The organism is Thioclava sp. GXIMD2076, from assembly GCF_037949795.1.
Lineage (GTDB): Bacteria > Pseudomonadota > Alphaproteobacteria > Rhodobacterales > Rhodobacteraceae > Thioclava > Thioclava kandeliae.
In genome coordinates, this window is record NZ_CP149933.1 from 550,001 (window position 1) to 563,730 (window position 13,730).

Consider the following 13,730-nt stretch of genomic DNA (forward strand, 5'->3'; position numbering starts at 1 on the left):
CCGTCCGATACGGTCGGCCAGACGCGCCCAGAGCGGGATCGCGACGATGGCAACAATATTGGCCAGCACGATCACCCAGAGCATCGTCGAACGCTCGACCCCCATGGTCTGCACCGCGAAATTGAGGCCATAGATGGCCGAAAGGGTGGAGGTGATCGAGGCGAAAGCGGCGAAGAGCACCTTGAGCACATCCGGCAGATAGCCCAGACGGATCAGCACCCGCAGCGGGTTTTCCGTCTTTCCGCTCCCGGTCTGCCGGTCCTCGAACACTTCCGGCTCGGGCACGGCGCGACGGATCCACCATGCGATGGCCATCACGACGACGCTCAGCAGGAACGGCACCCGCCAGCCCCAGCTGAACAGCGCCTCTTCGGGCAGCGCCGAGATCGGCAGGAACACTGCCACCGCGAGCACCTGACCCGCCTGCGTCCCCGCCATTGTCGAACTGGAGAAGAAGGCACGGCGTCCATGCGGCGCATGCTCGAGCGTCATGGAGCTCGCCCCTGCCCCTTCGCCCGCGACCGCAAGCCCCTGACACAGGCGCAGGAAGACCAGAGCGACCGGCGCCCAGCCACCCACCTGTTCATAGGTCGGCAGCAGCCCGATAAGGAACGTGCAGACCCCCATCCCCATGAGCGTCAGCAGCATGACCGTCTTACGCCCGAAGACATCGCCGATATAGCCCATCATGAACGACCCGAGCGGGCGAGCGATATAGGCGATGGCGAATGTTGCCAGCGACAGGATCGTGGCCAGCGCGGGATCATCGGACGCAAAGATGATATGGTTGAACACCAGTGCCGCCGCACTGCCATAAATGAAGAAGTCATAATATTCGAGCGCTGATCCGATCCATGCCGCGACTGCGGATTTTCGGGAATTGGCGGATGCGGGCGCGGGCGCCTCTACCTCTATATTGGTTGTTGTATCCATTCTCTCCTCCTTGGACCTGTGGCGGATGTGCCTGCACAGTGCCGGGCGGGTCGGTCAGCTCCGCGCATATTCCTATCGGCCACCCGTCACAACCGCCTCCGACGCAAGTGACGGCAGCGGTTCGCGGTCAAAGCTGCGAATTACCCCAGAAAAGCTGTAATGCAGTGTCGCGCAGCACCTGGCGACGCGCCGTTTCATCGGGGAAATAGCGTTCCACCAAGGGCCGCAGGGGGCCGTAATCCACCCGCTCCGGCACCCGCAGGAACGGCCAGTCCGACCCCCAGACGCAGCGCTCCGGCCCGAAGGCCGCGATCAGTGCCCCGATGAACGGATCAGCAGCTTCAAACGGCCATGGAAACGGCGCAAACTTATGTTGGCCCGAGATCTTGATGGCAGTCCGTTCGCGCGCGGCCAACCCCAGAAGGGCCCTGAACGCTGGCGCATCGAGCCCCGCATCCAGATCGGGGCGACCGCAATGATCGATCACCACCTGCGCGGGGCTTGCCGCGATGATCGGCAGCGCATCGAAAATACCCTCGCCCGCAAACTGGATATCGAGCACCATATCGAGATCGGCCAGACGGCTGGCCATGGCGCACCATGCGGGCACATCCACCGGCCCCATCGCCATCATGCAGGCCACGCCCGCCACGCCTTGCGCCTTAAGCACGGCGAGATCCTCGCTCGACATATCGGGCGATACCATCGCAATTCCGCGCCAGAGCCCGCCCGATTGCGCGATCGCCTCCAGCAGCGCGCTATTATCGGTGAAATAGCCCGAAGTAGGCTGCACCAGAAGCGCGCGTTCGACACCATGGGCCGCAAAGACCGCGCGCAATTGCGCAAGCGTGCCGACCTCGGCACCTTCGGGATGATAGGGCGCCTGCGGATGATAGGGAAAACGCGCGGGGTCAAGAATGTGCAGATGGCAGTCGATCAATCCGGCCTCAGGCATCAACCCTGGCCCCCAGCACCGCCATCGCACGCAGGACGCATAGCTCGTAGCCCTGAATGCCGAAGCCCGCAATTACGCCATCGGCACGCTGGCTGATGAAGGAATGATGGCGGAAGCTCTCGCGCTGGTGGATATTCGATATATGACATTCTAGGACCAGACCCTCGAAGGCATTGAGGGCGTCGAGAATGCCCACCGAGCTGTGGCTATAGGCGCCGGGATTGATGACAATGGCCTCCGATACCCCGCGCGCCTCATGGATCGCATCGATCAGCGCGCCTTCATAATTCGACTGCAAGAACCCGATCCGCGCGCCAGCGGTCTGCGCCAATGCGGTGCAATTCGCCTCGATATCGGCAAGTGTGTCATGGCCGTAATATTCCGGCTGGCGCATGCCCAACAGATTGAGATTGGGCCCGTTGAGCACCTGAATATGAATTGCCTTGGGCATAATACCTCCTTCGCCGGTTATCCGGCGGGAGAAGCTCTCGCGGCGGGTTTCCCCGCCTACAGCCCTGCTCCTCCCAATGATCCGCCGCGTCGCGGCGCACCCTCCTCCATCTGTAAGCGCCCTCCAGCGCCACGTTCTTCCCGTCCCGAAAGAGCCCGTTCCTCTGTCGGGCAACCCAGCTATATTTGGCACATCTCGGGCATACAAATACCGAATGCCCCCGAGATCATAACCCACAAGTTATACTTACTTCAGCCTAGCCGAGAGACATTTGGAGCATCCTGCAAGCGAAGGATTGATTTGATTATAAAGTTTTAAGAGCTTGTCCAATATGCAGAGGGAACAGGCTTGCCAATATATGACTGGAATTCACAGTTAAGTGAGACAAACGGTCTATCTAACGGCAAAGGCCCCGCGCTGGAAAAGCGTGGGGCCTCCATAACCATGAGGAATGGGACTCAGCCAGAGACGCGCAAAGCGGTCCGACCATTGTCACGGTCATATTTCGCGACCTGCTCGGGGTCGAGATCGACACCGAGCCCCTTGCCCTGCGGCAGATGGATCATGAAATCCTTATACTCGATCGGCGTCTGCAGGATCTCGTCGGTCAGCAGAAGCGGCCCGAACAGTTCCGTCCCCCAGCGCATCTGCTCGACGGTCGAGAAGAGCTGCATGGCCGCGGCGGTCGAGACCCCCGCTTCGAGCATGGTGCCCCCGTAAAGCGCGATGCCGGCAGCCTGCGCGATGGACATCACCTCGGAGGCGCGCAACAGCCCGCCCGATTGTCCGATCTTGATCGCGAAGACATCGGCCGCCCCTGCCCGCGCGACACGCATGGCATCAAGCGGCCCTTGCAGCACCTCGTCGGCCATGATCGCCACCTCGAAGCCCTCGGTCAGCTTTGCCATTCCCTCTACATCCGTCATCCGCAGCGGTTGTTCGATAAGTGTCACACCAGCCTCCTGCAGGGCACGGCAGCCATAGCGGGCGTCTTGCAGGCTCCATGCCTGATTGACATCGACACGCACCTCGCCACGGTCGCCCACCGCTCTGGCAATGGCCGCGACATGGGCCACGTCCCCTGCCACGTCGCGCTTGCCGATCTTCAGTTTGAAGATCCGGTGGCGGCGGGTTGCCAGCATTTCCTCGGCCTCGGCGATATCCATCTCGCTATTGCCCGAAGCAAGCGTCCACGCGCAGGGAAGCGCCTTGTGCTGCGCACCACCCAGCATCTCGTGCACCGCCATATCACGCCTGCGCGCGAACCCGTCCCACAGCGCCATCTCCAGCGCGCAATGGGCGATCGGGTTTCCCTTGGCAACCTTTTCCATCAGGACCCGCGCCGCATTCAGGTTGTCGGCATCGAGCCCGATCAGCGCGGGTGCCAGATAGGTATCGATGGCCGAGCGGATGCTTTCGGGGCTTTCGGCGCAATAGTTCAACCCGCCGATCGTCGTCCCCTCGCCAATGCCCACAGACCCGTCGGAGAACCGCATCTCGACCAGCACAAGCGCCTGCGAGAGCATGGTCGTGACCGACAGCACATGGCCGCGGATGGTCGGAATATCCAGAATGCGGGTGGTGATCTTGTCGATCGTTACCATCAAGCCTCTCCTTATTGCGCAGGCACCGGCTGGCGCATTTTGGCCAGACCCTCGACAAAGAACGGACGGAAGCCATCGGGATGTTCGGACATCGGAAAATGGCCGACCTCGGGCATGACGGCAAGCGTCGCACCCTTGATAGCAGCGGCGGTGCGCTTGGCATCTTCGGGGGTGCAGGTCAGATCATAGGCACCGACAATGATATGCACCGGTGTCCTCTCGGTATCGATATCCTTCAACCGCCCGATCAGACTGTCATCCCTGGTGTAGAAGCTCAGATCGCCACGGAACACGCCCGGCCCCGATTGCTGGAACATCCAGAGCGTATTCCAGCGCTCGTTGAGCGGTGCGAAGGGGCTGATATTGGTCGAGACCAGCGCAGCTCCCATCTCGCCACCATGCGCATCGGGGCGGTGGAACCAGTCGATATCATACCATGCCGGCTGGAAATCCGAGGCTTCAATGGCGATGAAGCCCGCGAAGGTATCGGCATGGAGCGCCGCCAGCTGTAAAGCGATCCGCCCGCCCATCGAGGTGCCCGCCAACACGGGCCGCTCCAGCCCCAAGGCTTCGACGACCTTGAGAATGGTCTCGATATAGGCTTCCGTCGTAAGAAGATATTCCTCGGTCTGGAAGCCTTCGGGCGGCAGCGATTTACCATGCCACGGCATGTCAAACGCGATAATGCGGTGATCGCGTGTGATCTCGGCATCATTCATGATATGGTGCCATTGGCGGGTGTCCGCGCCCGCCGTGTGTAGACAGAGCACGGGCACCCCCTTCCCTGCCTCTTCGAAATAGATCCGGCGGTTAGTCCCGTCCGAGAGTGTGACCGTCACATAACGGCCAGTGATGGCTTCGATGCTCATAGCTTTATTCCCTCGGTGGGGCGCGGTAGCGCCATGAATTCCTTGAAGAACCGCAGATTCTTTACCAGCGCCAGAATATCGCCGGTGATCCGGCCACGACCGATCTTCACCAGACCGAAAATATCGTGGAATCCGGGCGCAGGGCGGGCCTTCCAGAATTCATCCAGCGCCGCGCGATCGGTGCTGAACGCGAAGCGATAGGGGATTTTCTTCGAGGGCCCCGGCTGGATCTTGACCAAAGAGCCCTTCTCGAAGCTCAGGTAGAACTCCTCACCTTCCACCTCTAGCAGGACGGTTTCCGAAAACAGTGCGCCCAAGCGCATCAGATGGGGGCTGGCGTTGTGCCGCCGCGCCATATCTTGCAGAGTCTCTATCATATCCCCTCCTCGAAAGTGCTTGGGCCACAGGTTCGGGGATAACGGGACAGCGGACAATACCGGCGGGGGTATCGACTGATACCGCGACATCGAGGCAACCACCACACTTGCAGATCGGCCATAGGGGCCTAAAACTGGCCACCCTACCAATGCCCATAAGAGTAAGGACAGGCTCCATGTCCCCCGAAGAGAAAAAGACCCGCGAGGATCTGGCCGCCTGTTACCGGCTGGCCGCCAAGCACCGGCTGACTGACCATATCTATACCCATATCACCGCCCGTGTGCCGGGCGAGGAGGGGCATTTCCTGATCAACCCCTATGGCTGGCTCTGGGAAGAGATCACCGCCTCCTCGCTGGTGAAGATCGACACCGAGGGCAACAAGGTCGATGGCAGCCCGCACCGGGTCAATCCGGCGGGGTTCACCATCCATTCGGCGGTGCATATGAACCGCCATGATGCCGCATGGATCATGCATACCCATACCCGCGCAGGCGTCGCGGTGTCCTGCATGGAAGAGGGGCTGATGCCGCTCAACCAGATCTCGCTGCAATTCCACAACCGTATCGCCTATCATGATTTCGAGGGCATTGCGCTGGATCTGGCGGAACGTGAGCGGATCGTGCAGGATTTCGGCACCCATCCGGTTCTGGTGCTGCGCAATCACGGGCTGATCGCTACGGGGCGCTCGGCCGCCGAGATGTTCTCCAACATGTTCTATCTCGAGCGCGCCTGCGAGATCCAGATCGCGGCCACCTCGTCGGGGCGCCCGTTGCGCCTCATCGATGATGCGATGGCCGATCGCGTCTATCAGCAGACCGTGCAGATGCTGGAGGAGGACGGTGATCTGCCCCTTGAATGGGACGCCCATCTGCGCTCGATCGAAGGCAGGGGCACGGATTACCGCCTCTAAGGCGCGCACCCTGACCGGAGAGATCGCAATGCACTACCGGAGCTGGCTCACGCAGGAACTGTCCCTGACCTACCCTATCCTTATGGGCGGCATGATGGGACTGGGCCGCGCCGAACTGGTGGCGGCAGACCTGCCGAATTGCTGGAGCTCCTGAAACCTGCGGGAGTTAAGGTCTTACATAAGGTGCCCACCACACGCCATGCGCTCTCGGCCGCGCGCATCGGGGCGGACGCCGTCATTCTGATCGGCGCCGAGGCCGCCGGCCATCCGGGCACCGAGCTTATGGGAAGGTTTGTCCAAACGGCCGCGGCACTCCGCGCTCTTCCGGTTGCCGTGATCATGGGCGGCGGCATAGGGCATGGAAGCCAAATACTTACCGCCCTCGCACTCGGCGCAGCGGGGAGGCTTGTCGGAACGCGCATGATGGCGGCGAGGGAATCCGTTCTGCATCCCGGGCTGAAGCAGCGCGTGATTGACAGCGACGGCAGCGACACACGGATCATCCACCGCATTTTCAATCACCACCGCCGAGTCATGATGAACGCCACGGTCGGTCGAATCCTTGAAAGGGAAGAGGCCGGGGGCAGTGAGTTCGAAGCCTACCGGCCCCTTGTTTCAGGACCAGCTGCACGAGAGGCGCAGAATGGTCTGCGCCACTTGGGCGGTCCGGTTTGAAAGTTAGTGCATCGTGGGCCTTTGATCTATGGGCACAACGCTTTCGGGCGCTGGTGGGCGATCGCCTTGGGAACTCTGCGGGCGCAGCGTGTTGTAATGCTGGCGCCAGCGTTCGATTAGGATCTGGGTCTCTCTTGAACCGAACAGAACACCTCCCCATCCAGCAGTTCGTCGTGAAGCCTGGCGTTGAAGCTCTGTTCATAGCCGTTTTTCCAAGGCGATCCCTGAAAAAATAGCAATCTTCGCAAATTGTCTCCTCATGGCGCGTCGGGTAGCTTGGCAGGACCAAGTTGGGGATAAAGGTCTCCCGGCCCGAGGTTGGTGACAAGGGTTTGACCTCCCATATGCGTCATGATGCCCCAGACCGCATTCAGCGCGGTCTGGACAGCACCTTCAACCCATGCGGGCGTCCAGCTGACACCGTCGCCGGCCAGAAACAGCCCGCGTTGGGCTTCGGGCATATGCTCCTGCATGAAATGGCCATAGATGCGGTGGTTATAGCGGTAATGACCGGGCAAAGCGCCCTTGAAAGCGCCGAGGAAGTTCTCGTCCGCCTCCCAGCTGACGCAGATCGGCGCGCCGCGGATATGGGAGGCGATATCGACATCGGGATAGATCTTGGCCAACGCCTTCAGCGCCAGATCCACCCGTTTTTCGGCCGGAAGCGGCAGCACCTTCAGCGCGTCGGTCATCCACGAATAGCTCAGGCAGATTACGGCGGGCTTATCCGGCCCGTTATCGAAGAAATAGGTGCCACGGGTATGACGGTCGGTCAGGGTCATCGACATGACGGGCCTGCCCGTCGCATCTGTATCGTTCCAGAAGGGACGGTCCACCATCACGAAGGTCTTGGCCGCCTGCATATAGCGGGTGCGGTCGAGCGCCATCCATAGCTTCTGGTCAAAGAGGCTCTCCTCGACCTCGATCGCGGTGGTCAGAAGATGGGTCTGGCAAGTGCTGAGCACCGCAGCATAAAGCGTCTCGTTGCCCCATTGATCTCGCAGCAGGATGTCCTTGCCCGCCCGCGACAGCGCGGTCACGCGCGAGCGGGTCGCGCCGCCATTAAGCGAGGATAGCGAGGTGCCCTCCGGCCAATGCGCGCATTCAGGCGTGGCCCGCCAGAGCCTGTGCAATAGCTGCTCGACCCCACCCACCACATAACGCTGGTGGTCATCGAGCGCCAGAAGGTTCACCCGCAAGATCTCCAGCATCGAATTGGGGAAATCGCTATCCCAGCCACCAGTGCCGAAACCCACCTGACCGAACATCTCGCGATGGCGGAAATCAAGCGCACGGAAGGCTTCGGAATGGGTGACGAAATCATAGAAGGTGCGCTCGTCCCATTGCGCAACCAGCGGATCCCAGAGCGCCTTGATCGCGGCGGTATCGCGCTGTCGCACGGCCTCTTGCAGGGCCTTGAAATCCGACTGGTCTTCCAGCGCCTTGGTATAGGCCTGCGCGATCTCGCGGTAGATCTGTGGTAGATCGTCGAGGGAGCGCGCAAAATGCGTCTCGCCTTCAAGATCGATCACGGTCGAACCGGCAGCATCGGTCAGCGGGTTCGGGAAGGGGGCGGTTTCGCACCCCATGAGGTCCAGATAATGGTAGAAAGCGCGCGAGGAGACCGGAAAGCGCATCCCGCCCAGTTCGGCCACCACACCATCGCTGCCCTCGAAGACCTGCGAGCGGAGCCGCCCGCCGAATTGCGCGGACTCATAGATCACCGGTTTCAGGCCCAGTTTCATCAGCTCATAGGCTGCAATGATCCCCGCAGCGCCTGCGCCGATCACGGCGACTTCCGCGCCAAGGCTTGCCTCGGGCAGGCTGCCCAGCCCTGCGGGATGGCTGATCCAGCTGTCATAGGCAAAGGGGAAATCGGGTCCGAAAGCACTGAGGGTTTTCATGAAGATCTCCGTTCGGGTTTTAGCCGCCAAGGGAATAGACAAGGGCGATCAGGCAAGCCCCCATCGCGCCACAAACCAGCACAAACCGCAGGTTCCAGCGATGGGCCACATGCGCGGCCGAGACATTGCAGAACCGCGCGACGATCAGGTTCATCGCGCTGATCGGGTTGACGCAGATCGCCAGTGCCCAACCGATACACAGTGTCAGACCAAGCGCAAGCGGATGCGCCTGACCGAGCGCCGATGCACCGAAGATTTGTGCCGCCAGCACCACCATGATCGAATTGGGCAGATAGAGGGCGGCAGCCAGCGGGATCAGCACCAGCAGGATCAGCAGCGTGGGCAGGCTGGCAAAACCGGCGCCGGACAGAACGGCCCAAAGCGGGCTCGACTGGATCGCCAGCGACAGTGCCGCTCCGATGACATTGGCCGAAAGAAACAGCGCGCCCTCATTGCGCAGATCGCCAAGGGCACCCAGGGCCTGGGTAAAGCGCTGCGGTCCCGCCTCCGTCTCGAGCGCAAGCCAGAGAAATGCGAAACAGGGCAGCACGATCACCGCGCAAAGCGTGAAACTGAGGCCGCTGGTATGGTGCAGCGCGATAGAGGCCCCCAGAAGCGCTGCGGCAATAGCCAGAACAGCGGCTATGGCTCGCGGGTCTCGGGTGTCGGTGGAAGCGCCGCCCAAGCGCGCGGCTGCGGGCAGAAGCGGGAAGCGTGTGGTCACTGCCATCACAGCGACCGTAAAACAGAAGGCCAGACCGACAAGGGGCAGCGCAGGGACATTCGCCACCCCTGCGGTGACAATGGCAAAACCCAAGGACATGGGCGACCAAATCGACACCAGCGCCGCGCCGCGCATGGCGGCAATCACCATAGCCGCAGCCCCGTCCGCGTCCTTCTCGGACCGGCGCGTCAGATCGCCGATCATCGCGATAATGCCGACGTTGAACATCAGCGCCATGAATTGCGCGCCCACCAGAAGCGCTCCATAGCGGCGCTTGGGCGGCACCGAAAGCAGCGTCCGCGCGGCGGCCTGCGTGATCGCGGCACGTTTGACAGGCTGGCGCAAAAGCCCCAGCACCATCATCAGCGCGGCGAAGCCCGTGCCTTGGATCACCGCCGTGTAAAGCGCAGGTGCCCGTTCTGGGGTAAGCAGGCTTACGCACAGCAAAGCCGCACCGGCAAGCCCTGCAAAGACCCGCGCCAGAGGCAGAAGCCGCCCCCATTGGGTGGCAATCCACAGCACGGCCAAGGCCCCCGAAAGCGCCTTGAGCTGCGACAACCCCAAGACCGCACCCGCAATTAGCGTGCCCAGAAGCCCCAGTTGCAGCCAGACCCCAAGCCCGAGGGTTGCAGGGCGCGCGATACTCATGGCCGGACCAGCCCCGCACAGGCTTTGGTGATGCGGGCCATGGCCTCGGTCAGCTCGGCCTCGGAGGTCGCATAGGAGATCCGGAAGTAGGGTGACAGGCCGAAGGCCGCACCGGGCACCATGGCGACATGGGCGGCTTCCAGAAGCCACGCACAAAAATCGCGGTCGCTTTCCAGCGTTTTGCCTTCGGGCGTGGTAGAGCCAAGCAGCCCTTCACAGCTGGCAAAGGCGTAGAAGGCGCCTTCGGGTTTGCGGCAGTAAAGCCCCTCGATCGCATTGATCGCATCAACCACCAGATCGCGGCGGGCGCGGAAGCTTGCGCAGCGTTCGGCTAAAAGGTCTTGCGGGCCGGTCAGTGCCTCGAGCGCCGCCGCCTGTGCGATAGAGCATGGGTTCGAGGTAGACTGGCTCTGCACCACGGTCATTGCACGGATCAGCGCCTCGGGGCCTGCGCCATAGCCCAACCGCCAGCCGGTCATCGCATAAGCTTTGGACACGCCATTCACGATCAGCGTGCGCGCCTTGATCGCGGGTGACAGGGCGGCGGGGCTGACAAAGGCGAAATCATCATAGACAATATGCTCGTAGATCTCGTCCGAGAGCAGCCAGACATGCGGATGACGTTCGAGCACTTCCAAGAGCTTCAGCGTCTCGTCCACGCTATAGGCGGCGCCTGTCGGATTGGAGGGCGAGTTCAGCATCAGCCAGCGGGTTTTGGGCGTGATTGCCGCCTCCAGCTGTTCGGGCGTCAGCTTGAAGCCAGTCTCGCCCGAGCATTGCACCGTCACCGGCACGCCGCCGCAGATATCGACCATCGCGGAATAGGTGGTCCAATAGGGCGTGGGGATCACCACCTCGTCGCCCGCATCGAGGGTTGCCATGAAGGCGTTGAAGATTACCTGCTTGGCGCCTGCGGTGGCGATCACCTCGGCGGGGCTGTAATCGAGCCCGTTCTCGCGTTTGAACTTTTGCGCGATGGCTGCACGCAGGGCGGGGGTGCCGGCAAGGGGGGTGTAGACCGTCTGGCCGGCAAGGGCCGCGCGATGGGCGGCCTCAATGACGTTGTCGGGCGTGGCGAAATCGGGCTCGCCCGCGCCCAGCACGATGACCGGATGGCCTTGGGCCTTCAGCTCGGTAGCCCTTGCGCCGATCTGAAGAATTTCCGAGACTTTCTGCGCGGCCAGCCGTTTGGCGGGGCGGAAGGTGGGTTCTGTATCAAGCATCGAGCAATCCTCAGACGATCTGGTTGACCAGGTCGCTGCGACCATCCCAGAGCCGTTCAAGGTTCTGTTCAAGAAGCGACAGCACATTCAGCTCGTAGCGGCGGGTTTCGCCTGCGGTATGCGGCGTGACCACAACGTTTTCCATCTTCCAGAGCGCGCTCTCGGCGGCCAGCGGCTCTGCGGCAAAAACATCCAGCCCCGCCCCAGCGATCTTGCCCTCGGCAAGTGCTTTGGTCAGCGCCGCCTCATCGACACAGCCGCCCCGTGCCACATTGATCAGAAGCGCCGTGGATTTCAGAAGCGCTAGCGCCTCGGCATCAATGATATTGGCGGTCTCTTCGGTCAGCGGACAGCTGAGCACCAGCACATCCGCCTGTGGCAAAACACTCTTCAGGTCGGTGAAAGCATGGACCTCATCGGCATGGCCACGGCCCTTGGCCGGATCACGACGAACGCCGATGACCTTCATATCGAAAGCTTTTGCGATCTTGGCAATCCGGTCACCGATGCCGCCGGTGCCGACGATCACCATGGTTTTTCCCGGAAGCTCGTCCTCCCGCAGCATCGGGTCGCGTTGCTCGGGGCGCCAGAAAGCCTTGTGCTGGTTGTCGCGCGCTGTGGCCAGGCGGCGGGTCAAAGACAGCATCAAGCCAATGGCATGTTCGGAGACTGCATTCATATTCACGCCCTGCCCCGAGGCCAGACGAATGCCCTGCGCGGCAAAACCCGCCTTGTCATACTGATTGGTGCCCGAGCTGACAGACTGCAGATATTTCAATCGTTTGGCATGGGGAAGCATGTCGTTTTTCCACATCATCGAGGTCACCAGAACATCGACGTCGGGGATCACTTTCAGCAGGTCGTCATAGGTGCTGACCTGAACGGTCTCGATCCCCGGCGCCTGACGGGCAAAGATCGGTTTCATGTCATAGGCGCCATGGGCAAAACAGATTTTGATCTGGTCCATCGGCGGGATGAGAGCGGTGATGGGGCTATGGTCCGTCATTGCAGAACTCCATTCAGAAAGGTGCGAGAGATCGGGCCACGACGCGCGTAGCCTGTTGGGAGGTTTGTTTTTGGTTTGGGTATTAGCCGAAGCGGCTGATGGAATAGGGAGCGGCGTCTATTTCGGGCCGCTTGTTTTCAAGGAGATCGCCCAGCAATCGGGCCGTCGCTGGTGCGGTATTCAACCCGACATGGCCATGACCGAAGGCATGAAAAAGCCCTGAACAGCGTCGCGAGGGACCGATCACCGGCAGACCGTCGGGCGTCGACGGGCGGTTGCCCTGCCAGCGCCTCAATGCGCCTTCCGTCACCTTGAGGTCGGGATAGGTCGCCTTCAGATGCCCGAGTAGCACATCCGCACGGTGCCAATTGGGCGGCGCCTCCGTCGATGACAGCTCGACCTGCCCAGAGGCACGCAGCCGGCCCGCCACCATTGTGTTAGCCATTTTGCCATCACTCGGCATCACCGGACGGGACGGGGTCACATTCGGATCGACGACCTCAATATGATAGCCCCTTTCGGCCTCGAGAGGGACCTTGTCGCCCACGCTTCGCGCGATGTCGGCGGAATGGATGCCCGCTGCCACGACGGCCATATCGCAGGCCAGGACCCCACCTTCGTGACGGACTCCCGTCACCTGTCCGCCTTCCTGCACGATACCGGTTGCGCGACGCGTGACATAGTCTGCACCCAGCTTGCGTGCATAGGCGATTATCGACGCCGTATACCGGCCCGGATCGGTACATTGCCCCCCCTCAGCGACCAGAACACCAAAGCGGTAATGGTCGGACAGGGTCGGCTCCAGCTCTTTGAGCTCGGCATGCCCGAGTTCGCGGCAGTTCACGCCCAATTCGCGGCGCAAGGACCATGTCGTTGTTTCGGCCTCGAAGGCTGCGCGGTCGGGAAAGACATACAGCAGACCGTCCTGCCGGATCAGATCGGCATGACCGATCTTCTGGGCGAGAGCCTGATGCCGCGCGACACCATTCTGCAGCAAAGCATTCAGCGCGCGGGCGGTGTAGCGTAACTTTGCCTGCGTACGACCCGCATTCAGGAAGCGCCACAGCCATGGCATCAGACGCGGCAGGGAAAGCGGTTCAATAGACAACGGGCCGTTGCGGTCGAAAAGATACCCCGGCACTTTGCGCCACAGGCCCGGAACCGACATCGGAATGATGGATGCAGGCGAGATGAAGGCACCGTTGCCATAGCTTGCGGCTTGCGGACCGCCAGGCTGATCCGGCTCGAGGATCGTTACGCGGTGGCCGCGCTCGACCAGTTCAAGCGCAGTGCAGGCTCCGATAATCCCACCTCCGATGACGACGATATGCTTTTGATGTTCCATCGCACGAGCGATCCTTCTTGAATGACGCGCCTGCCTTCAGGCAGCCGGTGTCGTTATCCGGCGGCACTGGCCACCGGATCCCGGTATAAATGCAATGTTCCGTGC

14 protein-coding genes and 1 pseudogene (1 of these 15 cut by a window edge) are annotated in these 13,730 nt (G+C 61.7%); 3 read left to right on the forward strand and 12 right to left on the reverse strand.

What is annotated here, in order from left to right; genetic code table 11:
- From WDB91_RS16380 to WDB91_RS16405, 6 genes are all read right to left on the reverse strand, one after another.
- Positions 1-933 carry the 5' portion of an MFS transporter gene (locus WDB91_RS16380; RefSeq protein ID WP_339114694.1) on the reverse strand. Its footprint begins 399 nt before the window's first position, so the window shows 933 of its 1,332 coding nt (coding positions 1-933); its start codon is at positions 931-933; its stop codon lies off the left edge, out of view.
- A gap of 127 nt (positions 934-1,060) precedes the next feature.
- The gene (locus WDB91_RS16385) at positions 1,061-1,888 is read right to left on the reverse strand and encodes an amidohydrolase family protein (protein WP_339114695.1); all 828 of its coding nucleotides are present in this window, start codon (positions 1,886-1,888) and stop codon (positions 1,061-1,063) included.
- Positions 1,881-2,339, reverse strand: a complete 459-nt coding sequence (locus WDB91_RS16390) for a type II 3-dehydroquinate dehydratase (protein WP_339114696.1) — start codon at positions 2,337-2,339, stop codon at positions 1,881-1,883. The genes WDB91_RS16385 and WDB91_RS16390 overlap by 8 nt, the downstream gene beginning before the upstream one ends.
- Before the next feature lie 458 nt (positions 2,340-2,797).
- Positions 2,798-3,943 carry a muconate/chloromuconate family cycloisomerase gene (locus WDB91_RS16395; RefSeq protein WP_339114697.1) on the reverse strand — a complete coding sequence of 382 codons (1,146 nt, stop codon included), beginning with the start codon at positions 3,941-3,943 and terminating at the stop codon, positions 2,798-2,800.
- An 11-nt stretch (positions 3,944-3,954) separates the two neighbouring features.
- Positions 3,955-4,812 (reverse strand): alpha/beta hydrolase, encoded by an 858-nt coding sequence (locus tag WDB91_RS16400; protein WP_339114698.1) that lies wholly within the window; start codon positions 4,810-4,812, stop codon positions 3,955-3,957.
- Positions 4,809-5,189: a hypothetical protein gene (locus WDB91_RS16405; RefSeq protein WP_339114699.1), complete on the reverse strand. Its 381-nt coding sequence runs from the start codon at positions 5,187-5,189 to the stop codon at positions 4,809-4,811. Before WDB91_RS16405 ends, WDB91_RS16400 begins: the two co-directional genes overlap by 4 nt.
- Before the next feature lie 176 nt (positions 5,190-5,365).
- On the opposite strand from WDB91_RS16405, the gene WDB91_RS16410 reads away from it, so the two are divergent.
- From WDB91_RS16410 to WDB91_RS16420, 3 genes are read left to right on the forward strand one after another with little or no spacing between them, the layout of a single operon-like run.
- Positions 5,366-6,100 (forward strand): class II aldolase/adducin family protein, encoded by a 735-nt coding sequence (locus tag WDB91_RS16410; protein ID WP_339114700.1) that lies wholly within the window; start codon positions 5,366-5,368, stop codon positions 6,098-6,100.
- Positions 6,101-6,128: 28 nt separating this feature from the next.
- On the forward strand, positions 6,129-6,254 hold the full coding sequence (locus WDB91_RS16415; RefSeq protein WP_339114701.1) for a hypothetical protein: 126 nt from the start codon (positions 6,129-6,131) through the stop codon (positions 6,252-6,254).
- 29 nt (positions 6,255-6,283) lie between these two features.
- Entirely contained in the window at positions 6,284-6,775 is a 492-nt protein-coding gene (locus tag WDB91_RS16420) for a nitronate monooxygenase (RefSeq protein ID WP_339114702.1), read from the forward strand.
- 3 nt (positions 6,776-6,778) lie between these two features.
- On the opposite strand, the pseudogene WDB91_RS16425 reads toward WDB91_RS16420, so the two are convergent.
- The 6 genes and pseudogenes from WDB91_RS16425 to WDB91_RS16450 form a co-directional block, all read right to left on the reverse strand.
- Positions 6,779-6,999: pseudogene (locus tag WDB91_RS16425) on the reverse strand (transposase); the annotation flags it as partial.
- A gap of 33 nt (positions 7,000-7,032) precedes the next feature.
- Positions 7,033-8,679, reverse strand: a complete 1,647-nt coding sequence (locus tag WDB91_RS16430; RefSeq protein ID WP_339114703.1) for an NAD(P)/FAD-dependent oxidoreductase — start codon at positions 8,677-8,679, stop codon at positions 7,033-7,035.
- Between the two features lie 19 nt (positions 8,680-8,698).
- A complete protein-coding gene (locus WDB91_RS16435) occupies positions 8,699-10,051 on the reverse strand; it encodes a hypothetical protein (protein ID WP_339114704.1) in 1,353 nt (450 codons plus the stop codon).
- Positions 10,048-11,274, reverse strand: a complete 1,227-nt coding sequence (locus WDB91_RS16440) for a pyridoxal phosphate-dependent aminotransferase (protein WP_339114705.1) — start codon at positions 11,272-11,274, stop codon at positions 10,048-10,050. Before WDB91_RS16440 ends, WDB91_RS16435 begins: the two co-directional genes overlap by 4 nt.
- A gap of 10 nt (positions 11,275-11,284) precedes the next feature.
- The gene (locus WDB91_RS16445) at positions 11,285-12,280 is read right to left on the reverse strand and encodes a D-2-hydroxyacid dehydrogenase (protein ID WP_339114706.1); all 996 of its coding nucleotides are present in this window, start codon (positions 12,278-12,280) and stop codon (positions 11,285-11,287) included.
- A gap of 82 nt (positions 12,281-12,362) precedes the next feature.
- Positions 12,363-13,625, reverse strand: a complete 1,263-nt coding sequence (locus tag WDB91_RS16450; RefSeq protein ID WP_339114707.1) for an FAD-dependent oxidoreductase — start codon at positions 13,623-13,625, stop codon at positions 12,363-12,365.
- Between the last annotated feature and the right edge of the window lie 105 nt (positions 13,626-13,730).

Excerpts from the sequence above, each read along its gene's own strand:
- WDB91_RS16410 (WP_339114700.1), top strand. The coding sequence starts at position 5,366 with ATGTCCCCCGAAGAGAAAAAGACCCGCGAGGATCTGGCCGCCTGTTAC.
- WDB91_RS16430 (WP_339114703.1), bottom strand. The coding sequence starts at position 8,679 with ATGAAAACCCTCAGTGCTTTCGGACCCGATTTCCCCTTTGCCTATGAC.
- WDB91_RS16450 (WP_339114707.1), bottom strand. The coding sequence starts at position 13,625 with ATGGAACATCAAAAGCATATCGTCGTCATCGGAGGTGGGATTATCGGA.
- WDB91_RS16445 (WP_339114706.1), bottom strand. The coding sequence starts at position 12,280 with ATGACGGACCATAGCCCCATCACCGCTCTCATCCCGCCGATGGACCAG.
- WDB91_RS16435 (WP_339114704.1), bottom strand. The coding sequence starts at position 10,051 with ATGAGTATCGCGCGCCCTGCAACCCTCGGGCTTGGGGTCTGGCTGCAA.
- WDB91_RS16440 (WP_339114705.1), bottom strand. The coding sequence starts at position 11,274 with ATGCTTGATACAGAACCCACCTTCCGCCCCGCCAAACGGCTGGCCGCG.
- WDB91_RS16385 (WP_339114695.1), bottom strand. The coding sequence starts at position 1,888 with ATGCCTGAGGCCGGATTGATCGACTGCCATCTGCACATTCTTGACCCC.
- WDB91_RS16415 (WP_339114701.1), top strand. The coding sequence starts at position 6,129 with ATGCACTACCGGAGCTGGCTCACGCAGGAACTGTCCCTGACCTACCCT.
- WDB91_RS16390 (WP_339114696.1), bottom strand. The coding sequence starts at position 2,339 with ATGCCCAAGGCAATTCATATTCAGGTGCTCAACGGGCCCAATCTCAAT.
- WDB91_RS16400 (WP_339114698.1), bottom strand. The coding sequence starts at position 4,812 with ATGAGCATCGAAGCCATCACTGGCCGTTATGTGACGGTCACACTCTCG.
- WDB91_RS16395 (WP_339114697.1), bottom strand. The coding sequence starts at position 3,943 with ATGGTAACGATCGACAAGATCACCACCCGCATTCTGGATATTCCGACC.
- WDB91_RS16405 (WP_339114699.1), bottom strand. The coding sequence starts at position 5,189 with ATGATAGAGACTCTGCAAGATATGGCGCGGCGGCACAACGCCAGCCCC.